Genomic DNA, 24,211 nt, shown 5'->3' on the forward strand with positions numbered 1-24,211 from the left:
CGTCGCCTTCCCAGAAGTCGTTTCAGGCCGTGGCCTTCCGGACCGCCAGTGGCGTATGACGCGCGGGCTAGCCGCTTACAGTTGCGGGAACAGCCGGAGTTTCACACTCCGTTCCCTTTCAATCCCCTTTCGGGGAACCTGACGCGACCGTGGCAGTAGGACCGCGCGCCCCAGAGGTCAACCGGAGAGACGCAACATGGCCATCACCCTGGTCCTCGGCGGCGCCCGCTCGGGCAAGAGCGCCTATGCCCAGAGACAGGCTGAACAGGCGGCGGCCGCGACCGGCCGCCCGCCCCTGATGATCGCCACCGCCGAGGCCTTCGACGAAGAGATGCGCGATCGAATCGACCGGCATCGGACCGAGCGCGGCGACGGGTGGCGCACGCTGGAGGCGCCCCTCGAACTGCCTGCGGCGCTGCGCGACCTGTCGGCCGAGGACATTGCGGTCGTCGACTGCCTGACCCTGTGGCTCAGCAATCAGATGCTGGCCGACCGCGACGTCTCCGCCGCCGTCAATGAGTTGGCGCTGGCGTTTTCCGCCTGCCCCGCCGCCCTTTGGGTGGTCAGCAATGAGGTCGGCTGGTCCCTGGTCCCCGACAACGCGCTCGGACGCCGCTTCCGCGACGAAGCCGGCCGGCTCAACCAGCGGATCGCGTCAATCGCGGACAGCGCCTGCCTGATCGTGGCCGGCATGAAGCTGGACCTGCAGCGCGCATAGCCCCCGGACGCGCGACCGCCCTAAAAACGGAAACAGTTTCGTTTTCGTCTTGCGGGAATGACGCCGTTATGAAAACCTCATGATGGGGAAACACTCACGAGCGTTCTGGAGGGGAACTCATGATGGCGCGCACATGGCTGTCGGTCGCATTGATGCTGGTGTTGGGGGCCTGCGGGGCCAAGCCCGCCGAGAAGGGCACGGACCTTTCCAAGGCCAACACCACCTACCAGAACGAGCTGATGGAGAAGCTGATCGACGCCAAGCCCGGCACGGTCATCGAAATCCCGGCGGGCGTCTTCACCATCGACACCAGCCTGAGCCTGGCCGTCGACGGCGTGACCATTCGCGGTCAGGGCATGGACAAGACCATCCTGAACTTCCGCAATCAGGCCGCCGGGGCGCAGGGCCTGCTGGTCACGGCCAGCAACTTCACCATCGAGGACCTGGCGCTTGAGGACACCAAGGGCGACGCCCTGAAGATCAACGAGGGCGAGAACATCGTCATACGCCGCATCCGCACGGAATGGACGCAAGGGCCCAAGACCGAGAACGGCGCCTACGGCATCTATCCGGTGCAGACGAAAAACGTCCTGATCGAGGACAGCGTGGCGATCGGCGCGTCCGACGCCGGCATCTATGTCGGCCAGTCGAAGAACGTCGTGGTCCGCCGCAACCGGGCGGAGTTCAACGTCGCCGGGATCGAGATCGAGAACTGCATCGACGCCGACGTCTATGAAAACCTGGCCACCAACAACACCGGCGGCATCCTGGTCTTCAACATGCCTCAACTGCAGCAGGCGGGATACCGGACGCGCGTCTACAAGAACCGCTCGGTCGCCAACAACACGCGCAACTTCGGCCACGCCGGCACCCCGGTCGCCAGCGTTCCGGCAGGCACGGGCGTGATCGTCAACTCCAATGATCAGGTCGAGATCTTCGACAACGACATCGCCGACAACAAGACCGCCAACATCATTATCTCCAGCCTGTTTTCCGCCGGCTATTCCGACAGCGCCATGAACGGCGACTTCGACCCCTATCCCGAAGCCATCCTGATCAAGGACAACCGTTTCAGCGGCGGCGGAAACTCGCCCGACGGCATGGATCTTCAGGCCTTGCGCGTGGCCAAGTTCGGCCCGACGGGCCGCTTCCCCGACATCGTCTGGGACGGCTACGTCAATCCCAAGCGTCTGGTGAACGGCCAGATGCCCGCCGCCCTGCGCATCTGCATCGACAACGGCGAGGCGGGCGTCCTCAACGTCGACGGCCCGAACAAGTACGCCAATCCGAACACCGACATGGCGCCGCACAAATGCACCCTGCCGCGCCTGTCGCCCGTCGTCCTGCCGGGAGCCTGACGCGGCCTCATGACACGGTTTCGACTGCTCACCCTTTGCCTGGCGCTGGTCGCCGGGGCAGCGGCCTGCACCCGGCCGTCGCCGCCCCCGCAGCCCCTGGTCGATCCGGCCTATTTCGCCACGGAGAACCCCAGGTCCTTGCGGGACTGGGGCATGGTCCAGGTGTCGGGCGACGCCCTGGTTCTGGGTCAGCGCGTCACCCCCTATGACGTCACGACGCCGCTGTTCACCGACCATGCGCAGAAGCTGCGGACGATCTGGATGCCGCCCGGCGCTGCGGCGGACTACAAGCCCGGCGACGACGAGTTGTCCTTCCCTGTCGGGACGGTCATCACCAAGACCTTCTTCTATCAGACCGGACGCGGCGGCCGGGTGCTGCAACAGGCCGACCAGGCCCTGATCCACAACGGTGCGGGGCTGAACCTGAAGAAGGTTCGCATGGTCGAGACCCGGCTGCTGATCCGTCGACCGGAAGGTTGGGCCGCCCTCACCTATCTGTGGAACGAGGCCCAGACTGAGGCCGTCTTGCACCGGGTCGGCGCGGTGGTCCCGCTCAAGTTGGCGCGGGCGGACGGCGAGGACCAGGCCTTCTCCTACATCGTGCCCAACGTGACCCAGTGCTCGGCCTGCCACGCGACCAATGTGGCCACGCGCGTCATCCAACCCATCGGCCCCAAGCCCCGGCTGCTCAACCGCGATTTCGCCTATGCGGACGGAACCGAGAACCAGCTGACCCGCCTGACCAAGGCCGGTTATCTGCGCGGCCTCGCCGATCCGAAAGACGCCCCGAAGGACGTGTCGTGGACGGACGCCGGCGCACCGCTCGAGGCGCGGGCGCGGGCCTATCTCGACGTCAACTGCGGCCATTGCCACAATCCCAAGGGTCCGGCCGACACCTCGGGTCTTTATCTGAACGCCGCCACGCCGCTTTCAGGGCCGACCGGCGTCTGCAAGCTGCCTGTGGCGGCCGGCCCCGGCACGGGCAATCTTCGTTTCGACATCGTGCCGGGCGACGCCAAGGCGTCGATCATCCCCTATCGCATGGCGTCGACGAATCCCGCGGTGATGATGCCCGAGATCGGCCGCTCGACCGCCCATGCCGAGGGTGTGGCCCTCGTCCGCTTCTGGATCGATTCAATGGAGGGATCATGTCGGTAGAGCCCCTGCGGCCCCTCGCCCCCGCTTCCGAGGTCGCCTCGGTCGTCCAGACCCTGCGCGCAGGCTTCGAAAGCGGCCTGACGCGCGATCTGGCCTGGCGTCAAAGCCAACTCGCCGCACTCGAACGGATGATGATCGAGAACGAGGCCAGAATCGCCGAGGCCCTGGCGGCCGATCTGGGCAAGCCTTTCGGCGAGGCCTGCACGGCCGAGATCGACTTCGTCCGCAAGGAAGCGGCGCACGCGCATAAACACCTCCGCCGTTGGGCTCGACCGCAACGCACCGCGACGCCGCTCGCGATCCAGCCGGGCCGGAGCTTCATCGAAACCACGCCCTACGGCGTGACCCTGATCATCGGAGCGTGGAACTATCCCTTCCAGCTTGTTCTGGGGCCGCTGGTCGGAGCGATCGCGGCGGGCAACTGCGCCGTCATCAAGCCCTCCGAAATGGCCGCAAGGTCATCGGCCCTGCTGAAGCAGCTGGTGGAACGGTACCTGGACCCGCGCGCCTTCGCCGTGGTCGAGGGCGATGCGGAGGTCTCAACCACCCTGCTCGACCAACGCTTCGACCTGATCTTCTACACGGGCGGCGAACGGGTGGGTCGCGTCGTGATGACGGCCGCCGCCAAACATCTGACCCCGGTCGTGCTGGAACTGGGCGGCCAGAATCCCTGCATCGTCGACGAGACGGCCGATCTGGCGGTGGCCGCCCGACGCATCGTCTGGGGCCGCTTCCTCAACGCCGGTCAGATCTGCGTGGCGCCGGATCACGTCTACGTCGCCGCCTCGGTCGAGGCTCAACTGCTGGACGAGCTGAAGCGGGCGGTGACGACCATGTTCGGCCCCGATCCCAAATCGAGCCCTGACTTCGGGCGCATCATCAACCCGCGCCACGCCGCGCGCCTGCAGGCCCTGCTGGCCGACGGCCGCGCCGTCACAGGCGGCCAGGCCGATGTCGAGGCCTGCTATGTCGCGCCCACCATCCTGACCGAGGTCTCGCCCGATGCCCCGGTGATGGCCGAGGAGATTTTCGGCCCCATCCTGCCGGTCCTGCCCTACGAGACGCTGGATGCGCCGCTGGCGACCATCAACGCCCGTTCGCCCGCCCTGGCCCTTTATGCCTTCACCAGGAACAAGGCGACCGCCGACCGGATCATCGCCTCGACGCGATCAGGCTCGGCGACCATCAATGACACGGTGGTCTTCATGGCCAACCCCAACCTGCCGTTCGGCGGCGTGGGCGCCAGCGGCATGGGCGCCTATCACGGACGATTCAGTTTCGAGACCTTCAGCCACCGCCGCGCCGTGCTGAAGCGCAGCTTCGCCCTGGACGCCAGCGTCCGCTATCCACCCTTCACCAAGGCCAGGCTGGCGCTGCTGCGACGCATGGCCTGAAGCCGTGCGGGCCCCGCAACTAGTCTTCCAGATAGGCCGAGAGATACCGTTCCAGGGCCACCGTGGCCTCGGCGAACAGACGGTCGGTCCATTCCGAATGGGCTTCACCGCTGGTCAGGGTTTCGAACGAAGTGAAGATTTCAGTGGCCATGCGGGCGACCGCCAGAGGCGCGCCGCCGTGGAAGCCGTCGAGCCCCCGCTCCCAGCGCGCCGCCAGATAGGCCGCGATCTGCGCATTGGCGTGTTCCTTGACGATCCGCAGCTCGCGCGTCGTCAGCATCAGGTGGAATAGCGGCCGATAGGCCGGATCTTCGTTCAGCGTCTTTCGCAAGGCCAGCATGACCGCCAGATGGCGTTCGCGCCACGACGTGTACTGGGGATTCTCGAGAATCTCGGCGATGCGGGTGTGAAGCTGCGCCACCAGGGTCTCGAACAGCTCCTTGTAGATGGCGAAGACGTTCGGGAAATAGCGATAGATCGAGCTAACCGGCACATTGGCTTCGGCCGCAATGCTGCTGGTGGTGATCGTGTCGACCGAGGTCGTGGCCAGAAGACGCTCGGTCGCCGCCAGCACGCTGTCGATCCGGTCGCGCGCACGCTTCTGCATCGGCGCCGTGCGCCGTCCCAGCGAGCTGGCGGGCGAGCTCGCCGGTGTGGTCGTTTCTTGCAGCGCGCGCGGGCCCACTGACGTCATCCTCTCCGCCCCAATCCTCAGGCCGTCTAACACGCCTGCACGCCCCTGTAAGCCGTCCAGGCGCTCTCCCTCTTGTCAAACGGAATAATATTCTGTTTCGTTAAGTCTAGGGAACAGGGGTTTGGGAGGGCCGCTATGACCAAGATGGAATTCCGCCGCAAGGCGACGCTGGCCGTCGGCGTGGCGTTGGCCGCGCTGGCCGCGCCGGGGCTGACCTGGGCGCAGGACGCGGCGCCGCAGGACGCGACGTCGCTGGACGACGTCATCGTCACCGCACAGAGGCGCGAGCAAAGCCTGCAAGAAGTGCCGATCACGGTGAACGTGGTCACCGCCGAGGCGCTGGAAGCCCTGGCGGCGGACGACATCGGCGACATGGCCGTCTTCGTGCCCGGTCTGTCGGTCTCGAACACCAGCCCGACCCAGGCGCGCTACAGCATTCGCGGCGTCGCGACCTCGGACTTCGGCGTCGGCACCGACCCGGCGGTCGGGGTCTATGTCGACGGGGTCTATGCGGCCCGCTCGGGCGCGGCCCTGCTGGCCTTCAGCGACGTGGCGCGGGTCGAGGTGCTGAAGGGGCCGCAAGGCACCCTGTTCGGCCGCAACAGCGCCGCGGGCGCCGTCTCCATCACCACCAACAAGCCCAGCGACGCATTCGAGGCCCGGCTGGGCCTTCGCCTCGGCGAATACGACAAACGCCGCCTCGAAGGCCTGGTCAACCTGCCGATCAACGACGTCATGGCCCTGCGGGTCAACGCCCTGGTGAACCGCCGCGACGGCTGGCTGATCGATAGCGCCACCGGCGAGGACTATGACCGCGAAGACAACTGGGCGGCCCGCGCCGCCCTGCGCTGGGACGTCACGCCCCGGACCCAGGCCATCCTGAGTTGGAGCCATGACGAGATTGATCAGGATGCGCGCCCAGCCATCGGCGTCGCGCCCATCCCGGCGGCGCCGGGCCTGCCCGCCTTCCCGTCCGAGCCCGCCGACTACACCAATCCGTTCGAGAAGCGCGTCTTCAACGACGTCATCGACAACCACGAGACGCGGCGTCTCGACGAGGCCGTGCTGACCATCACCCACGCCTTCGGCGACATTGATTTCACCTCCCTGACCTCGATCCGGCAGTTCAAGACCGAGAACCGCGAGGACGAGGACGGCACCAATCGCCCCGACCTCTATTTCGACACCAACAACCGGGAAAAGAACCGGTCCTGGTATCAGGAATTCCGCCTCGCCGGCGAAACCGGCGCCTTCAACTGGATCGCGGGCGCCAGCTACTATTCCGAAAACGCCAAGCAGCGCAGCGACACCTACGCCGCCACTGACACGATCAACACCATCCTGGCCAATGCGGCCGGCGCCCCGCTGTTCTCGCTGGCCGACATGATCCTGGGGATGGCGGGCATTCCGGCCAGCACCCTGGGCCACAGCTGGCGGGAGGACATGATCAACGAGGGCGACTTCGACGCGACGGCCGTCTTCGCCGACGTCATCTGGGCCGCTTCCGATCGCCTGAACCTGACGTTCGGCCTGCGCTACACCCGCGACAAGAAGTCGTTCCAGTGGCTGAACGGTCGACGCATGGCGCCGGAACTCGACGCCGTGCTCAACGATCCGACGATCAACTTCGTATTGAACGACAACATGGGCCCGGCCCTAGGCTACCTCTACGCCGACTACATTTTCGACCTGTCCGCCCTGGCCGGCGTGCCGTGCGACAACGGCGTCACGGTCCAGGAAGGCGTGACCTGCAAGCTGTCGGATTCCTGGGAGGATCTGAGCCCGCGCTTCGTCGCCGACTATCACCTGACCGACAGCGCGATGGTCTTCTTCTCCTACGCCAAGGGCTACAAGGCCGGAGGCTTCAACAGCGTCGAGGTCGCTTCGCGCTTCGACAACGAGGACGTCCAGAATTTCGAAATCGGGCTGAAGAGCAACCTCGGTGCCCACGCCCGCCTCAATCTCTCGGCCTTTACGTATGACTATGACGGCAAGCAATCGATCCGCCTGGTCGTCCCGGCAGGCTCCAGCGTGCCGCAATACCTGGTCGAAACCAGCGACGACACGGCCTGGGGCCTCGACATGCAACTGGACGTGCAGCCCATCGAGGGCCTGAACCTGTTCGCCAACGCCCAATACATCGACGCCACCTACAACCGGAAAATCACTGACGCCGGGGATCTGGCCGGGCAACCCACGGGCGAGCCATTGTGGTCGGCGTCGGTCGGCGCCTCCTATCGCCAAGACCTGGGCGACGCAGGTTCGCTCGACATGCAGGTCGTCCACGCCTATCGCGGCGAGGGTCGCTGCAACACCACCTCGACGGGACAGGGCTCGTGCCTGAAAACCCCCTGGTTCGACCCGTCCGAAGCCCAGAACCGCACTGACGCGCGCCTCTACTGGCGAACCGCGAACCAGCGCTATCAGTTGGGCGTCTACGTCAACAACCTGTTCGACAATCAGTATGTCACGGGGGTCAACAACATCACCGCCACCACCCTGGGCACGCCCTTCGTCGGCCTGACCGAACCCCGCATGTGGGGCGTGGACCTGACCTACGCCTACTGATCGCCACAGCCGCGGCGCCCTGACAGAAAGACCCTCCGAAAGCCTTCGGAGGGTCTCTTCGATTTCCCATGACCGTCAGCGGACTATTCCCACTCGACGGCGCCAAAACTCTCGCAAGCATCTGAAATAAAAAAGAGAATGATAAGCCTCGCCTGAGCGATGCTCAGCAAGCCGTTTCTCCACGAGCCCTTCTGAATCCCCCTGAGAAAACCTGGATCATGCCCGGACCCGGCGTCGGGATCGGCGCGTCCTCTATCACCAGGGGCTTGCCGAACTCACGCACGACGGCGGCCTTCATGACTGCAGCCATGATCACGTCTCCTCGCCGGTCTGGTCAAAAACGAAGGGCGCGGGCTTAACGCCCGCGCCCTCAAATGGATCAGAAGAAGCCCAGCTTGTCGGGGCTGTAGCTGACCAACAGGTTCTTGGTCTGCTGATAGTGGTCCAGCATCATGCGGTGGTTCTCGCGTCCGATGCCCGACTTCTTGTAACCGCCGAAGGCCGCGTGGGCCGGATATTGGTGGTAGCAGTTGGTCCAGACGCGACCGGCCTGGATGGCCCGACCCGCGCGGTAAGCCGTGTTCATGTCGCGCGACCACACCCCGGCGCCCAGGCCATACTCGGTGTCGTTGGCGATGGCGATGGCCTCCTCCAGGGTCTTGAAGGTGGTCACGGCCAGGACCGGGCCGAAGATCTCTTCCTGGAAGACGCGCATGTCGTTGGTGCCCTTGAACACCGTGGGCTTGACGTAATAACCGCCCGCCAGGTCGTCCTTCAGCACTGCCTGATCGCCGCCGGTCAGGACCTCCGCGCCCTCGTCCTTGCCGATCTGCAGATAGGACAGGATCTTCTTCAACTGCTGGTCCGAGGCCTGGGCGCCGACCTGGGTGGTCGGGTCCAGCGGATCGCCCTGCTTGATCGCCTCGACGCGGGCGATCGCCTTCTCGATGAAGGCCTCGTAGATGTCTTCGTGGATCAGGGCGCGGCTGGGGCAGGTGCAGACCTCGCCCTGATTGAGCGCGAACATGGCGAAGCCTTCCAGCGCCTTGTCGAGGAAGGCGTCGTCAGCGTCCATCACGTCCTTGAAGAAGATGTTCGGCGACTTGCCGCCCAGTTCCAGCGTCACCGGAATGATGTTCTGAGTGGCGTATTCCATGATCTTCTGACCGACGGCGGTCGAGCCGGTGAAGGCGATCTTGGCGATGCGCGGATTGGTGGCCAGAGGCTCGCCGACCTCGATCCCCGTGCCCGAGACGATGTTGAGCACGCCAGCAGGCAGGATGTCCTGGATCAGTTCAGTCAGCAGCAGGATCGAGGCCGGGGTCTGCTCCGCCGGCTTCAGCACGATGCAATTGCCCGCCGCCAGGGCCGGGGCGATCTTCCACGCCGCCATCAGGATGGGGAAGTTCCACGGGATGATCTGGCCGACCACGCCCAGCGGTTCATGGAAGTGATAGGCGACCGTGTCATTGTCCAGTTCGGAAATGCTGCCTTCCTGCGCCCGGATGCAGCCGGCGAAATAGCGGAAGTGGTCGATGGCCAGCGGGATGTCGGCCGCGAGCGTCTCGCGCACCGGCTTGCCGTTGTCCCAGGTCTCGGCCTCGGCGATGGCCTGCAGGTTCTGCTCCATGCGGTCGGCGATGCGGTTCAGGATCAGGGCGCGTTGTGCGACGCTGGTCTTGCCCCAGGCGTCCTTGGCGGCATGAGCGGCGTCCAGCGCCAGCTTGACGTCGGCCGCGTCCGAGCGAGCCACCTCGCACAGGACGCGGCCGTTCACCGGGGAGGTGTTCTCGAAATAGCGGCCGTTGACGGGCGGGACCCATTGGCCGCCGATGAAGTTGTCGTAGCGCGCCTTGTACTTGGGCGTCACGGCGCGGATGAATTCGGGCTTGGTCACGAAAGGCCTCCTGCTGGTTTCCTCGGGCGCCGATTGTCCGGCGTCGTTTGAGACCAGTTTGGTCGGCAGGAGGCGCAGCGCCAGACGGCGGCGCAATGGTGCGCCGCAAACCTGTCGCAGGATTGCGACAGGTCAGTGCAGGTCGATCAGGCCCAGGCGATGCAGCTTGCGATGCAGGGTGGCGCGACTGACGCCCAGCGCCCGCGCCGCCGCCGAGACATTGCCCCCGCTGCGGGCCAGGGCGCGGCGCACCGCCCCGCGCTCGGCCTCCAGCAGGTCCGCCTCGGCCCCGCCCGGCGTCAGCAGGTCGGAGGCGGGCAGTTGCGCCGCGATCCGCTCATCGGTGATGGACAAGGACAGACGCGCCGCCCGCGTGGCGCCGATGACCAGATCGTGCCGATCGACGGCCAGCAATGCCGCCGCATTGCGCTCGCCGGCCCCGCCCGCCAGGACGATGCGCGCATCAGCGAAGGCCTGGCGGAAGGTCTGGGCCTCGATCGCCCGGGCTGCATCCGACACCGCCGCCGAGATCAGCCCCAGGATGGCCTCGGTTGCGTCAGCGCGGCAGGAGGACACGTCCAGCGCTCCGGCCAGCCGCCCCATATGGTCATGAATGGGATGGGTGATGCAGCTGAGGCCAGTGTTGCGGGCGTGGAAATGCTGTTCGCGATGGATGGTGACCGCGCGATGCTCGGCCAGGGCCGTGCCGATGCCGTTGGTCCCCTCGACCTGCTCGGACCAGACGGCGCCGGGCCACAGCCCCCAGCGTTGGAAGGTCTCGTCATCCGCGACCGCCCCTCGCCGCTCGACCGGCACCCCCTCGGCGTTGGTCAGCAGGACGCAGCACCCCACGCCGCCGACCGCCAGAAACAGCCGGTCCAGCACCCCCTCGGCCGCACGCGTCAACGGCTCCATCGCCTGCCGCGCTTCATGCAACTGCTGCTCGGTGACGGTCTCGACCCGGCCATGCTCGACAGGGTCCAGACCATAGAGCGACATAGACCGCCGCCACGAAGCGGCCAGAGCCGAACGCGCACCCGCCCCTTCGTCCAGCGCCTGCCGGATCAGACTGCCGTGATCCCTACGCTCCCGCTCGCCCATGATCAGTCTCCAAGGCGTCATCTCAACTCGAGATGAAACCTCTCCTCGCCGAACGTCAACGGGCGCCCACGACGAGTCAACTTCACCCTGTCAATTCCATTTGCAACGCGAAAGGCCCCCGAGCGCCGGGAGCGGCCATTGGGATCACGCCACATAGAGGACAGAGCGGAAGCAGATCGAAGGCTCACGCAACTGGCCGCTGCGGGCCATCGTCAACCAATCCCCTCACTCAAGCATCGGCCGGTCAGGCTCCACGGTGAAGGTAGCGAGCTTGCTCAGCGCGCCGCCCGGACGCTGGATACGGTCCAGCACCTTGAGATCCGTGCGCCATTCCCCGGGGGTCACGTCAAACGTCTGATACCCGCGCTGGGCGTTGACCAGCTTCATGTGCGGGCTGCCGGCCAGCATGGCCTTCGTGCCCTCCGTCGCGACCGAGCCGTCCCCGCCCGAGGCGATGGAGGTGGCCAGGAACTCCACGGCGGCGGCCGGACCGTCCGGCTCGTCGTCGCGCAGGGGCACGGTTCCGACGGCGTGGATGTGGGCGTCGCCCGAGGCCACCACGACGTTGGTTAGGTTCAGACCGGTGATGGTCTTTACCAGCCGCGCCCGCGCTTCGGGATAGCCGCCCCAGGTGTCGCCCGCCCCCATCCGCACCTGGCCGTCAGGCATCAGGCGGCGCACCGGCATGACGAAGACCTGCTGAGCGATCAGGTTCCATGCGGCCCCGCCGCGCAGACCGTCCGCCAGCCAGGCCTCCTGCGCCGCGCCCAGCATGGTGACGTCAGGTGTTCCCGCCGGGCGGCAATGGCGATCATCGGGCTGCTCGCACGGCTGATCGCTGCGATAGGACCGGGTGTCCAGCACGTGCATCCGCATCAGCCGCCCATAGTCCAGCCGCCTGTGCATGGTCAGGCCGTGCGCGCCGGGCATCTGGGCCCGGCGCACCGGCATATGCTCGTACCAGGCCTGCATGGCCGAGCGGCGGCGCAGGGCGAAGGCCTCAGGGGGCGTCCCGTCCTGGTCGAAGTCGCCAGCCCAATTGTTATCGACCTCGTGGTCGTCGAAGCTGACGATGAAGGCGGCGGCGGCGTGGGCGGCCTGCAGATCCGGGTCCGCCTTGTACTGGGCGTAACGGCGTCGATAGTCGTCCAGGCTGTAGAGTTCGCCGCCGAAATGGCGACGGTCCGCCGGCCGTCCCCGAGCGTCGAGAATGACCGGCGGGTTCGCGACCGGCCCGCCTTCATAAATGTAGTCGCCGTAGTGGAAGACGGCGTCCAGGTCAGGCTCCTGGCTCAGATGACGCCAGGCGTCGAACCAGCCGCCCTGATAGTGCTGACAGCCGGCCACGGCCAGACGCACCCGATCCGGATTGTCGCCAGCCGCCGGGGTCGTGCGCGCCATGCCGACCGGGCTGGCGTCGCCGCCCTCCAGCCGGAAGCGGTACCAGTAGGGCCGACGCGGCTTCAGGCCTTCGACCTCGACGTGGACGCTGTGCGCCAGTTCAGGACCCGCGACCGCCTCCCCCACGCGCGCGACGCGGGTGAAGCGCTCGTCCTCGGCCACCTCCCAGCGCACGGCGACCGGACGCATCGGCATGCCCCCGTGTTCGTCCAGCGGGCGCGGCGCCAGCCGGGTCCAGATGACGAAGCCGTCCGGCGCCGGATCGCCCGCCGCCACGCCCAGGCTGAAGGGATAGTCGCCCAGCCGCGGCGCCGCCGACAGCCTGACCGGCAAGCCAGACGCCAGCAGCCATCCCCCGCCGGTCGCCAGCAGGCGACGGCGGTCGGTCAGCAAGCCCCCCATCAGAACACCGCCCGGACGCCGAAGCTGCCGCTCATGCCGTATTCGCGATAGTCGCCGGCGTGATCCGGGATGCGGCCGTTGGGGGTGTCGACGCCCGGCAGCATGATGTGCATGGGCTCGTTCAGCAGGTTGCGCACCGAGAAGAAGGCGCTGACGCCGCGGCGCAGGTTCCACGACCCCGACAGGTTCATCGCCGTCCGCGCCCTTATGTAGGAGCCGGTCGCAGCGCTGTTCAGCTTGTCGCCCGTCCAGGCCGTGTTGAGGTTCAGCCGCAGCGGCCCCTTCTGATAGGCCAACGACAGGGCGCCGAAGTTTTGGGCCGAACCGGCGATCGGAATCTGGGGACTGTTGTGCGTGAAGGAGCCGCGCACCGTTAGGCCGTCGAGCGGCCCCGGCAGATAGGTCAGGCTGTGGTTGAACTCGACCTCGTAGCCCTCGATGCTGATGGCCTCGCCGCTGACCCTCCGCGTGGTGCGGAAGGTGTAGCCGGCGTATTCCGTGCCGGTGTAGCCGAACTCCTCGGCCGTCATCTCCTCGGTCTGGAACAGCCCCTTCACCTCGTTGCGATAGTAGTTGACCGCCACCAGGCCGACCGGCTCGAAATACTTGGCCAGACGCACCGAGAAGTTGTCGGAGATTTCCGGCTCCAGACCCGGGTTCGGTGCCGTGACGATCCGCTCCTCGTCGTTGACCGACCAGACGCCCGCCAGGACATTGACCTCCGGCCGCCGGATGGTGCGGCTGTAGCCTAGTTGCAGGTCCATGCTGTCGTTGATGGCGAACTTGGCCGAGGCGCTGGGGAAGAAGTGATCGTACTCGCCCTTGCGGTTCACCTGGGGGCGGCTCTCGAACTGATACTTCAGACCGTCGATGGTCGTGGCTCGCCCGGTCGAGGTCGAGACGGCGTGGCCCGCGGCCCGCACCTCGTCGGCGGTCAGGGCGTCAACCTCGCGCGAACGGGTCAGGGTCTCTTCCCAGCGGAGGCCCGCCCGCAGCGTCAGTCGATCATTCAACTCCGACGTGGCCATGACGTAGGCCGCGTTCGAGTCCTCCTCGAAGTGACGGCGGTTGGCGATATAGGCGGTGTAGTAGTTGGCCGCCGTCAGCACGTGCTGGAACAGGTCCGGGCGGCTCTGGAACAGGGCGCCGATCTTGTAATTGCTGGGCATGAACAGCGCGTTCGAGCCGGACAGCGACGCATATTCGATGCCCATGTCGTTGAAGTTCAGCACATTGGCGCTGGCGTGCTCGGCCATGAAGTCCGCCACGCCCAGGGGGCCGACATAACGGTACTGATGGGCCACGCGTTCATTGCCGAAATCATAGACCGAACGCTTGGCCTTGATCCCGGTCTTGAAGGTAATGGGCGCGACCGGAGTGTTGACGTCCACCGTCAGGTTCAGCCCGCCGTTGACGAGCTCAGTGCTGGCGAAACGCCCATCCTCGGTGTTGAAGGTCAGGCTGTTGGCGCGCGAGAAGCTTCTCGGATCGGCCCAGTCGGGACCGCTGATCTGCTCGATCCGGAACTGGGTGCTGTCGAGACCGGGGCGGAAGGCGCTGAAGTTGCCGCTGGCCGAAGGCGCGGTGACGAAGCTGTAGATCGCCCCTTCCTTCAACGGATCATAGGTGCTGGTCGAGTCCGAATAGGACAGGTTTCCGTCCAGGATGAAGCGGTCGCCCTGATACTCGAAGCTGGGCACGAAGGTCGTGCCTTCGCCCCGCTTGGCGATGATGTTCGATCCCGCCGACACCCCTTCGGCGCTCGCCGGCTGACGGGTGGTGAAATCCAGAGCCGCGTCGCCGATCACGCCATAGGTGCGGGCGCCGGTCGTGAAGCTGTAGTTGCGCTGACCGGACCACAGGTAGGAGTTGTTGTAGATCGAGGCCAGCGACAGGATCAGCCGATCCGTCGCCTTCCAGTCCAGGGTCAGCGACCCGGCGAAGCGCGACACCTCCTGCCCGCGCATATGGACGTAGATGCTGTTCATCGCCATCGGGTCGGGGCTGACCGCATTGGGGACGTAGGAGCGCGGATAGTAGGACTGCTCCATCTCCGTATAGGTGTTCGACTGGCTGATCGACGCCACCACGCCCAGACGACGGTCGAAGAAGACGTCCGAGTATTCGATCTGACCGCTGGGCACGACGCGGGCGTCGTGCTCGCCCTCGCCCGGCCCCGCCACCCGGTCGTTCCACATATCCGAATGGCTGAAGCCCGAGACCGAGGCGCTGATGCGGCGGCCGCGACGGTCGAAGGCGCGCTTGGTGCGCAGGTTGATGGTCCCCGCCGGGGCGTTGGCGTCCACGTCGGCGCTGACCGTCTTGGAGATTTCAATGGCGTCGATGCTGCTCAGCGACACCTGCTCGAAGCTGAAGGAGCGCGAGGTCGAGGAGCCGGCGTTGGCGTCGGCCGCCGCCATGCTGACCCCGTTGACGGTGATCGAGGCGTATTCGGGCGGCAGGCCGCGCAGGCGGACATAACGCACCGTGTCGTCGCCTTCGCCCTCGGCGTCCACGCCCGGCATGTAGCGGATGAACTCTCCGACATTGCCCTCGTCGATGGAGCCGAAGGATTCCGAGGACAGACTGTTCTTGATGTCCATCGCGCGGCGCTGGCTCATGATGGCGCGCGCGTCGCCGTCCCGCGACGAGGCCGTCACCACCACATCGGCCACCGCGATCGCCTCGCCTTCCGTGCCCGGGCGAAAGAGATCGAAGTCCAGACGCGCCGTCTCGCCGGATCGGATCGCGACGACGGCGGTCTGGTCAGCGTAACCGGTGAAGCTGACGCTGGCCTCGGCCTCGCCCGCCGCCACGCCCGTCAAACGGAACTCGCCGCGTTCCCCGGCCACCACCGTGCGGCGTTCGCCCGAGGCGTCGGTCACCCGGATCACGGCGTTGGGCATGTACTGGCCCGTCGCCGGATCCAGCACCCGTCCGGCCAGGACGCCGGGAGCCCCCGCCGGAGCCGATGAACGCAAGGTCACCACCCCGCCCTGATGCGCCGCCACCCGCAGAGGCGTGCCGGCGATCAGACGCGCCAGAGCCTCGCGGACGTCCAGATCCCCGCTGACGGCCGGGGTTCGCACGCCTTCAAGATCCCTAGCGGGCGCCACCACCTGAATCTGGGCCTGACGGGCGAACTCTGGAATGGCCGAGACCGCGGGTTGAGCCGGAAGATTGAAGCTGCGCGTCTGGGCCGTGGCCTGGGACGCGACGCACAGGACCACTGCGGCCGCGCCGCATGACAGAAGGCTACGATTGGAAGGCATGGATATTCCCCGATGCGCCGGCGGCGCTTTCAGGGACGAAGAGGCGGCAGGGCGACGCCTCCGCCATGCGTCACGAAACTTTCGCCGTGGCTTTACCGAACGATCACCAGCCCCTCGCCAGACGCTTGCACCCGGGCGTCCAGGGCCAGGGCGGCGGCGCGACTGAAGCCCACCGGATCATTGGCGGCGAACAGGCCGGTGATCGGCTCCTGCGCCAGTGCGGGATCCGTCACCAGGATGCGCGGTCCGCCGTAACGCGCGAAGGCCGCCGTCGCCTGGGCCAGGGTTTCGCCTTCGAAGGCCAGCTTGCCCTCGCGCCAGGCCAGCGACCGATCGATGTCGCGCGCCGCCACCGCGACCAGTTCGGCCCCGCCGTCGGCGCTGAACACCACACGGGCGTTGGCGCCCACCGGGCGATCCGCCCCCGCCGCATCCAGCCGCACGTCGCCGCTCTGGATCGTCACCTCGGAACGACGCGCATCCAGGCGATGCACGGTGAAGGCGCCGCCGCCGGCCCGCACCGAACGCGCGCCCAGTTTTACAACGAAGGGACGCGACGGGTCGCGCGCCACAGCGAAATAGGCCTCGCCCCGCGTCACCTCGACCTCGCGACGGCCCTTGTCGAACCGCACGACGGCGCGGCTGTCGGTGTTCAGCGTCATGCTCGAGCCGTCGGCCAACGGCACCAGCCGCACCTCCCCCACCGCCGTGGCGTGCGCCTCTGCGGCCGTCAGCAAGGGAACCGCCAGAACCCCGGCGGCGAGAGAAGCCGCCGCGGCCCCGCCCCAGGCCAACAGCCGACGCCGCGAAGGCGCTGTCGGTCCTGCGGCGCCCGCAGACCCAAATCGGCCGGGATCAAAGTCCGTCCCCAAGGCCCTCGCCGATCGCGTGTCCAGCGCCACGGCCTCGGCGCGCAACAGAGCCCCCGCCGCGCGCGCGTCGTTCGCCAACCAGGCGTCCAGAGCGACGCGATCAGCCTCGGACAGGACGGCCCGGTCGCGGCGGGCGGCCCAGTCTGCGGCCTGGTCGTCGATCTGTCGGCTGGTCGGTCTTTCGCCCATCGGGAGCGCCTGTGGTTGATTGCATGAAGGAAGAGGGTTGGGACGGCGCCTTTCCGCCACCCGTTCGCCAGGCGATCAGCAATCGCAAGCCCCGGGCGATGTGTTTTTCGACCGTATTCTCGGACAGCCCCATGCGCCGGGCGATCTCCTGCTGAGACAGGTCGTGGACGCGCCGCAGGATCAAGACGCGCTGCGCCTGAGGCGGCAGGGCGGCGATGGCTTGGGCCAGACGCCGCAAGGCGTCCCGGTCGGAGACGATGCGCTCCGGCGTCGGCGCATCCTCGGTCAGGTCCCCGCCGTCGAGGTCGTCAAGCGACTGGAACGGGACGATCCGCGCCCGTCTGACGTGCCCCGAAACCAGCGAACGCGCCGTCTGAAACAGGTAGGCCTTGGGATGACGGATGTCGTCCACCCGTTCACGCGCCGCCAGAAGGCTGTAGCACTCCTGGATCACGTCCTCCGGTTCCAGTCCGTCCACGCGCCGACGCATCAGCCAGGCGCGCAAGGCCGGTTCGTGCGGCAGCACCTCTCGCAACAGCCAGCGCGCCCGCCCTTCGTCAAAGTGGTGCGCCACGCTCGGGCCCTTCCTCGGAAGCGCTCCTCTCCTAGAGGCCAAACTTGGCGCCAGGGTCACTAGGTTGCGACAAAACTGCGACGTTGCTGATCTAGCGCGTGCTATACCACCACCTCCTCCACCGTGCTGACCTCCGGCTCCTGCCGCGCCGTCTGGGCGGCGGCGGTCGAAGCGAAGGCGGTTCCCGCCAGCAGGGCCGAGACGGCGACAAGGCCGGACGATCGGCGCAGCGACAGGGCGGGCGAGGCGAAGGGCATGGGGGAGGCCCCTGAGGAGGGCCCGCGCTTAACTGCAATTGCGAGCGATTTGCAAATCATTTCCTCATAGACCCGTTTGCGCCCCCGGAAGAAACAGCCGAGCCCGCGCCGTCAGCCTAGGAGGCGTCTTCCCGCCTTCGCCCAGTATGACGCCGCCCAGACCTTCAAAGCGTTTCGAGAAACGCCGTCAAAGCGGCCCTCTCCTCGCGGGTCAGCTCGAGCGGACGAAGCAGAGGGTCGGTGACGGGGAAAAGAGGATCGTCCGCCTGATCCGGCCGGGGCCGCGGACGGGCCGCGCCGGCGTTATAGAAGGTCACTACGCCGTCCAGTCGCGGCATGATCCCGTTGTGCATGTAGGGCGCTGTGCGACTGACGCCCCGCAGGCTCGGCGTGCGGAAACGACCGACATCCTCCGGCGCGCGGGTCACCTCGTAGCGCCCGAGGTCCTGCAGTTCCCGCCCATAAAAATGCAGTCCGAGGTTATGAAAGCGGCCGTCGGTCAACAGAGGGCCGTTGTGGCAGTTGGCGCATCCGGCCTTGGTGCGGAACAGGTGCAGGCCGCGCAGTTGTTCGTCGTTGAGCGCGCGGACGTCGCCCTTCACAAAGCGCTCGAAGCGTCCTCTGGGCGGACTCAAGCTGCGCTGGAAGGCCGCCAGGGCCATGGAGATGCGCTCCAGGTCGATAACCTGATCGCCGAACGCCGCCTGGAAGGCGTCGACATAGCCCGGGTCGGCGGCGACCCGCGTCACCACCGCCTCCATGTCGTCGACCGCCATCTCCCTGGGATCGATCAACGGATGAAGCGCCTGGGCTTCGAGATCGGGACTGCGGCCGTCCCAGAAGAGAGGACGCATCCAGCCGGCGACTGTCAGTGGCTGGGAGTTCCTGCGTCCCCTGAGACGGTCGTGGCCGAACGACGTCCGCAAGGCGTCACCGAACCCCAGCTCCCGGGCATGGCAGGAAGCGCAGGCGATCTGGCCGGACTTCGACAGGCGGGGATCGTCGAACAGCCGCGCGCCCAGCGCGACCTTGGCTTCATTCGTCGGATTGGCGGCGGGATGCTCCACCGGCGGCAGAGGGCCGAACTCGGTGAACACCGCCCCTTGGTGGAGTATGGGCCTGGGCCAGGATTCGGGCGGGCCGGCATAGGCCGCGCGAAGCTCCGCCGCCGTCTCCGGCGACTGAACCCGAGAGACGGCCGCCCCGGCGCCGGCGTGTAGCACGCCGACGATCAGGGCGAGCGCGCCGATGTCGCGCCAGAAGGTCAATAGCGGTACTTCAGGCCGACCCAGAGATTGCGGCCCAGCTGGTACGGCTGGGAAGCGGTGGAATATTCCTGGTTCAGGACGCTGTTGAAGAGGTTGTTGACGCGCAGGTCCAGGGCCGCGGCGCCATAGCGGGTTTTGGCCAGTTCGAAGGTCGCCGCCAGGTTGACGTCCACCGAGGCCTTGTACTCGACCTTGTCATAGACGTCGTAGCGCACCCCGTTGACGGTGATGTTCACCAGGGTGTCGTCGACGCGGCTGAAACCGTCGCGCCAGCGGGCGTTGACGTTGGTGCGCAACCGTCCGTCCAGCCAGCGCGCCGACCAGACGCCATTGACGATGAGCGGCGAGGCGAAATCCAGAAGCTGATTATCCGCCAGCGCGCGCAGCTTGGGCACGACCTCGCCCTGATAATAGACGTACTCACCTTCGAATTCGGTCTCATCGGAGATGTCGAAGTAGCTGATGTTGGTGGCGTCGGTATGGGACCAGTTCGTGCTGAAACTCAGCGCATGGTCCCGACCGAACTCCCGCACATACTCCAGCGACAGACCGCGATAGGAGCGCTCGCCGTCGTTGGTCACGGTATAGACGCGCCTTGTCGAGACGCCGCCGGTCTCGACGTCATAAACTTCCGAGGTCGATTCCGAGCTGGCGAACTGATCGCGGCTTTCGCGCACGATGCCCTTGATCCGGTATTCGCCTCCGATCCAGGCGATCGGTCCGCGCAGGGCCACGGTGAACTCATCCGTATAGGGTGTGTCCAGGTCGGCGCTGGAATAGCGCGCCGTCTCGCTGTGCGAATACAGCGTCCATTCATTCGCCCAGACGTTCTGGCCGTTCACCACCGTCGGCGACCGGCGATAGATCCGGTTTCCGGGATAGTTCTCTCTCAGGGCGTATCCCAGGAAGCTTCGGCCGAAGTAGCGGTTGAGCCCTCCGGTCAGGTTCATCCCTGCAAACGGAAGGTCGCGGCTGACCGAAAGGCGCGGCGCGAAATTGTGTTCTCCAGGAAGCTCTCGTAGTCGTACCGAAGGCCAGCGCGCACCATGAAGCCCGCCCAATCGAAGTCGTACTCGCCCCACAGGCTGTAGGACTGCAGATCCACCTGGGTGTCGAAGGCGGTCGTGTCGTTTCGTTGCGCCAGGGCGTAGGCGCCGGTCACACAGGTTCCCGCCGCCGCTTCGGCCGGATCCAGGCAGACCGTCTGCGGCCCGACCTCGACCCGAAGCTGGGCGGCGGTGCTGCTGACATGCCGGAAGGCGGCGCTGTAGGGCTGGCCTTTCTCGGCCGATATGTTGGCGATCTCGAAGCCGGCCCGCAGGCGACCCACGCCCAGCGGCTGCGTCCAGCGCCCCTTCAGGGTGGTGTCGTTCTGCTCCTGCCACAGGATCCCGGGTCCGCCGAGCGAACAGCTTGAGCCGGAGCACCAGTCGATGCCCGCGGTCGTGGATACGTTGACCGTGCCGGGACGCTCGCTGTCCCGGTCGTTGTTCGACCAGGCATGGGTCAGATCCAGCGTCCATTCCGCCTCGCCCCTGCGCCCTTCCAGTCCCACGCGCCCGGTCAGCCCGCCGCCGTTGAGGAAGACCCAGTTGTCGATGCCGTTCGGATGCGAGAACTCGCTTTCATAAGGGCTCCAGGTGACCTGCCCGGTGAGCAGAAGATCGTCCTTGAGATCCGCCTCCGCCTTCACCATCAGGGTCTGGCTGAGGCTTTTCTGGCCGTAGTCGCCATACTGAACCCAGTTGGCGCCCCTGTAGTTCGTCACCTCGGCTTCTGAGCGGGTGTAGGCCCAGAGGGTCCTGATGCGATCATTCAGCGGAAGATCGACGGCGACCCCATAGCGTCGCTTCATATAGTCCGGCTCGTCCGGATAGGCGCCGTTCAGAGCGTCCCGCACCTTGTCCGACATGCGGAACTGGGCCAAGGCCGGACTGGTTTCCCCATAATGGGTCTCCACCCCGAAAACAGAACTGGGACGCCGGGTGGCCATCTCAACCACGCCGCCGGTGAACTGACCATACTCGGCCGATACGTTGGAATCCCGAACGATGATCTCGCCGATCAGATTGGCGTCCACCCAGACCGTCTGCGCCGAGGCCGCCGCATTGCCCTCGATGTAGTGGTTTGCATTGTCGTTGCTGACGTCCAGGCGCGAGTTCACGCCTACCCCGTCCAGCACGAACAGGTTCTCATAGATGGATCCCCCGGAGATCGAGATGTTCTCCGGCCGCAGATCCTGTAACTCAGCTCGCGACGCGCGACCCTGGGTCGATGAGAACTGCACCGTGGGGAGGGCTTTCAGCACCTCATTGGCGTCGCCGGATCCCGGCGCCTGATCCTCGACGGCCTCCCGCCTGAAGGTGCTGGAACCGGAATCGACCGCTTCGCCGAAATGATAGCTGCGGGATGCCGGACGCTGGTCCTGCAGCACGATGGTGGGCGCATTGGCGGCGTCTGAGGAAGGGGTCCGGCCATCTGCAGCACCGACAACCTGAGCGGAGGCCGGGAAAGCCACCATGGCCAAGGCGGCGGCCGCCGCGCCCTGCAGATACCTGTGCATCGAATGAACGCCCTCTGACTGAACAACGGGGCCGCCCTACCGCTCACAAACTAATAATGCAACTGATTCTCATTTGTAGGTTGATGGGAGGCGGTGTATTCCGCCGTCATGTCACCGCCCCCGCCTATTGTCGGCCGCGCCCTGCCGGGAGGCCTCGCATGCGCCGTCCACATCGCGATCATCGCCTGCATGGGAGCCGCTTTCACGACGGAGAAAGCCGTTCATGGCGGCGCTCCGGTCATCCATGTCACGCTCGAAGGTCAGGGCTTCGCCGGTCTGGCCTCCCCGCATCAGGATGCACGCCCGAAGCCCGTCGAAGCTCCATCTGCCAAGCCCCTGGCGACGGCGCCAAAAGACGTCGCTAGCCCTCATTCGACGACGCAGGCGCCTTCACGGCCTGCGTCAACTCCGACCCTCCCTCTATCAAGGCCCGCGACTTCGACGATGGGACCGGCTTCAACGTCTTCGGCGACATCGGCGGAAGCCGCGCCTGCACCGGCTCCAGCCGTGAGAGCGAGTACGGCGAGCCCCAGCCCTGGCGCGGGCGCGCCCCTCAAGGGCGCATCGGCAGATCAGGCGGCAGATCCCTATGAGGCTCAGGTAATCGCCTGGCTGGAGCAGCACAAACGCCACCCGGGCGGGATCGCGGGCCGCATCATCGTTCGCTTCACCCTGGATCGGCGCGGACGCCTCCTCGCCTCATCGGTTGTTTCGGGCGACGGTGAGAAGCGGTTGGAGCGGGCGGCGCTGTCGCAACTCCAGGAGGCGACGCCCTTCCCTCGTCCGCCTTCCGACACATCCTGGCGGACACGGGACTTCACCGTTCGATTGGATTTCCGCTCGCTTCGAGCAAACGGATAGGCGGGCACATGACCCTCTCAGGAAAATGCGCCGCCAGCCGCCGTCTATTGCGAGCTTTCCTGGCCCTTTTAACGATCGGATGGGTCGGTTTCGGCCTGTTTCTTCTGGCGGCCGGATTGGTGAACATACACCCACCCTCAGTCGTTTTGGGCGCCGGTCTGCTCGGCGCTGCTATTGTTGCGCGACGGTGGATCCTCTCGATCTGGCGCGTTTGAAGCTGACGCGACGACAATCGACGCCCCAGTCTCGAGAAGCTGAACCAGTCAAGTTGGAGCCTTCCCCTCCCAGGCGCTGCCACTCAGCCCCGGTCGTCACCTATTTCGCCACGGCCAGGGTTTCCACCCGCGTGACGCCGTCCGCGCCCTTGGTCAGACGGAAGGCGTCCAGTTCGCGGCCCGTCGCGGTGAAGGCGCGATAGACAACGGCGTCCTGCGACACGTCCAGGGTCTGGAAGGTCTGGGTCCGCGAGGCCGAGCGTGTGGCCCAGCCCAGGTCGGCGACCGGATACATCTTGGGCCCCGCGACCGAGACCACATAGGTCGAACCGTGATCCGACGGCTGGCCCGGTCCCGCATTGAGCATGGGCCCCGTCCCAATGGCCCCGCGCGCATAGCCGTGATCATGGGCCTGCAGCACCAGATCGACGCCGTACTTGTCGATCAAGGGCTTCAGCGCGTCGCGCACACGGGCGTTGTCGCGATCCGGGTCGATCGAGAACAGGGGGAAGTGCAGGAACAGCGCGGTCCAGCGGTTCGGGTTATTCGCCAGCAGGCCGTCCAGCCAACGCACCATCTCGGCGCGCATGGCCTCGTCGCCGTGGAACAGGGGGGCGTCGACCGAGATCAGGCGCAGCCCCTGATAGTCGACGGTCCAGGCCGTCTCCTTCAGCTTCTCGACGCCCGCCGGGCCGGTCTCCGGCAGGGTGTACTGACGCCGCCACTGCGGGTTCAGCACCGGGCCGCGGCCATATTCGTGATTGCCCGGCGTCGGCATCTGCGGCGTCTGGGCATAGAGGAAGCCGCCGGCGGCGAACCACTCGCCCCACTCGTTGTCGCTGTCGTGCCGATTGATCAGGTCGCCGGCGTGGATGACGAAGGCGGCGTCCCCGGCCTTGCGGAAGGCCATCCTCATGGTGCGAGACGCCTCGCTGAGGATATTGTTCTGCATGTCCCCCATGTAGAGGAAGGTGAAGGGCTCAGCCGTCGTCGCCGCCGTGCGGAACTGCAGCCATTCGGACCACCGCGCGCCGTCGCCGACGCGATAGGCGTAGACCGTCTCCGGCTTCAGCCCCTTCAACACCGTCGAATGATAGGCCGCTCGGAACTCGGCCGCCTCGCGCACGGCGATGGTGGCGTCGTCCGTAATGGCGCTCACGCGGACCGCCTGCTGGATGAAGTCGGGGCCATCCTGGGCCTCGGCGTATTCGACATAGCCGACGGCGCCCGGCGCCGTGCGCCAGGTCACCGCCATCTCATGCGCCGGGTCGGCGGTCAGGTTCAGGATGATCCGTTCCGGCTGCTCGGTCGGCGGAACCACAGGCCGGTCCGAAGCCTGGACCGGCGCGGGTTCGGGCCGCAGCGGCCGTTCGGCCGTCTGGGCCATGGTTTGTCCGCCCAGGGCCGCAAGCGCGGCCCCGAGCATCAGGGCGTGGGTCGTTTTCATGC

19 protein-coding genes and 1 riboswitch are annotated in these 24,211 nt (G+C 66.6%); of the genes, 6 read left to right on the forward strand and 13 right to left on the reverse strand.

The genetic code is table 11. From position 1 onward, the window contains the following. Window positions 1-157, reverse strand: a riboswitch (cobalamin riboswitch). A gap of 39 nt (window positions 158-196) precedes the next feature. The 4 genes from cobU (at window position 197) to B3K53_RS05940 (ending at window position 4,628) form a co-directional block, all read left to right on the forward strand. After that, window positions 197-718, forward strand: a complete 522-nt coding sequence (cobU, locus tag B3K53_RS05925) for a bifunctional adenosylcobinamide kinase/adenosylcobinamide-phosphate guanylyltransferase (protein ID WP_292083199.1) — start codon at window positions 197-199, stop codon at window positions 716-718. A 119-nt stretch (window positions 719-837) separates the two neighbouring features. Then, a complete protein-coding gene (locus B3K53_RS05930; protein WP_292083201.1) occupies window positions 838-2,076 on the forward strand; it encodes a parallel beta-helix domain-containing protein in 1,239 nt (412 codons plus the stop codon). A 9-nt stretch (window positions 2,077-2,085) separates the two neighbouring features. Continuing rightward, entirely contained in the window at window positions 2,086-3,234 is a 1,149-nt protein-coding gene (locus B3K53_RS05935) for an SO2930 family diheme c-type cytochrome (protein ID WP_292083202.1), read from the forward strand. Next, entirely contained in the window at window positions 3,225-4,628 is a 1,404-nt protein-coding gene (locus B3K53_RS05940) for an aldehyde dehydrogenase family protein (protein WP_292083203.1), read from the forward strand. Before B3K53_RS05935 ends, B3K53_RS05940 begins: the two co-directional genes overlap by 10 nt. A gap of 19 nt (window positions 4,629-4,647) precedes the next feature. On the opposite strand, the gene B3K53_RS05945 is transcribed toward B3K53_RS05940, so the two are convergent. After that, window positions 4,648-5,313: a TetR/AcrR family transcriptional regulator gene (locus B3K53_RS05945; protein ID WP_292083204.1), complete on the reverse strand. Its 666-nt coding sequence runs from the start codon at window positions 5,311-5,313 to the stop codon at window positions 4,648-4,650. 144 nt (window positions 5,314-5,457) lie between these two features. Between B3K53_RS05945 and B3K53_RS05950 the strand changes: the two genes are divergently transcribed. Next, window positions 5,458-7,890 carry a TonB-dependent receptor gene (locus B3K53_RS05950; RefSeq protein ID WP_292083205.1) on the forward strand — a complete coding sequence of 811 codons (2,433 nt, stop codon included), beginning with the start codon at window positions 5,458-5,460 and terminating at the stop codon, window positions 7,888-7,890. 163 nt (window positions 7,891-8,053) lie between these two features. On the opposite strand, the gene B3K53_RS05955 is transcribed toward B3K53_RS05950, so the two are convergent. The 11 genes from B3K53_RS05955 to B3K53_RS06005 form a co-directional block, all read right to left on the reverse strand. After that, entirely contained in the window at window positions 8,054-8,200 is a 147-nt protein-coding gene (locus tag B3K53_RS05955; protein ID WP_292083206.1) for a hypothetical protein, read from the reverse strand. 69 nt (window positions 8,201-8,269) lie between these two features. Further along, a complete protein-coding gene (locus B3K53_RS05960) occupies window positions 8,270-9,787 on the reverse strand; it encodes an aldehyde dehydrogenase family protein (RefSeq protein WP_292083207.1) in 1,518 nt (505 codons plus the stop codon). 132 nt (window positions 9,788-9,919) lie between these two features. Then, the gene (locus tag B3K53_RS05965) at window positions 9,920-10,909 is read right to left on the reverse strand and encodes a GAF domain-containing protein (protein WP_292083208.1); all 990 of its coding nucleotides are present in this window, start codon (window positions 10,907-10,909) and stop codon (window positions 9,920-9,922) included. Window positions 10,910-11,113: 204 nt separating this feature from the next. Continuing rightward, entirely contained in the window at window positions 11,114-12,691 is a 1,578-nt protein-coding gene (locus B3K53_RS05970) for an alkaline phosphatase D family protein (RefSeq protein WP_292083209.1), read from the reverse strand. After that, entirely contained in the window at window positions 12,691-15,963 is a 3,273-nt protein-coding gene (locus tag B3K53_RS05975; RefSeq protein ID WP_292083211.1) for a TonB-dependent receptor, read from the reverse strand. Before B3K53_RS05975 ends, B3K53_RS05970 begins: the two co-directional genes overlap by 1 nt. A 92-nt stretch (window positions 15,964-16,055) precedes the next feature. Then, on the reverse strand, window positions 16,056-17,024 hold the full coding sequence (locus B3K53_RS05980; RefSeq protein WP_292083213.1) for a FecR family protein: 969 nt from the start codon (window positions 17,022-17,024) through the stop codon (window positions 16,056-16,058). Continuing rightward, window positions 16,936-17,598 carry an RNA polymerase sigma factor gene (locus B3K53_RS05985; RefSeq protein ID WP_292083214.1) on the reverse strand — a complete coding sequence of 221 codons (663 nt, stop codon included), beginning with the start codon at window positions 17,596-17,598 and terminating at the stop codon, window positions 16,936-16,938. Before B3K53_RS05985 ends, B3K53_RS05980 begins: the two co-directional genes overlap by 89 nt. A gap of 101 nt (window positions 17,599-17,699) precedes the next feature. Beyond that, window positions 17,700-17,855: a hypothetical protein gene (locus B3K53_RS05990; RefSeq protein ID WP_292083215.1), complete on the reverse strand. Its 156-nt coding sequence runs from the start codon at window positions 17,853-17,855 to the stop codon at window positions 17,700-17,702. A 164-nt stretch (window positions 17,856-18,019) separates the two neighbouring features. Continuing rightward, window positions 18,020-19,123 carry a cytochrome-c peroxidase gene (locus B3K53_RS05995; RefSeq protein WP_292083216.1) on the reverse strand — a complete coding sequence of 368 codons (1,104 nt, stop codon included), beginning with the start codon at window positions 19,121-19,123 and terminating at the stop codon, window positions 18,020-18,022. Further along, window positions 19,120-20,073, reverse strand: a complete 954-nt coding sequence (locus B3K53_RS06000) for a hypothetical protein (protein ID WP_292083218.1) — start codon at window positions 20,071-20,073, stop codon at window positions 19,120-19,122. Before B3K53_RS06000 ends, B3K53_RS05995 begins: the two co-directional genes overlap by 4 nt. After that, window positions 20,070-21,686 carry a TonB-dependent receptor plug domain-containing protein gene (locus B3K53_RS06005; RefSeq protein ID WP_292083219.1) on the reverse strand — a complete coding sequence of 539 codons (1,617 nt, stop codon included), beginning with the start codon at window positions 21,684-21,686 and terminating at the stop codon, window positions 20,070-20,072. Before B3K53_RS06005 ends, B3K53_RS06000 begins: the two co-directional genes overlap by 4 nt. A 444-nt stretch (window positions 21,687-22,130) precedes the next feature. Here B3K53_RS06005 and B3K53_RS16195 point away from each other — a divergent pair, with 444 nt between their 5' ends. Then, window positions 22,131-22,547, forward strand: coding sequence for an energy transducer TonB (locus B3K53_RS16195; RefSeq protein WP_409515792.1), 417 nt, complete (start codon window positions 22,131-22,133; stop codon window positions 22,545-22,547). A 315-nt stretch (window positions 22,548-22,862) separates the two neighbouring features. Here B3K53_RS16195 and B3K53_RS06010 read toward each other — a convergent pair whose 3' ends face one another. Beyond that, a complete protein-coding gene (locus tag B3K53_RS06010; RefSeq protein ID WP_292083220.1) occupies window positions 22,863-24,209 on the reverse strand; it encodes a purple acid phosphatase family protein in 1,347 nt (448 codons plus the stop codon). Window positions 24,210-24,211: the final 2 nt, after the last annotated feature.

The organism is Brevundimonas sp. UBA7506 (genome assembly GCF_002479495.1).
Classification (GTDB): Bacteria; Pseudomonadota; Alphaproteobacteria; order Caulobacterales; family Caulobacteraceae; genus Brevundimonas.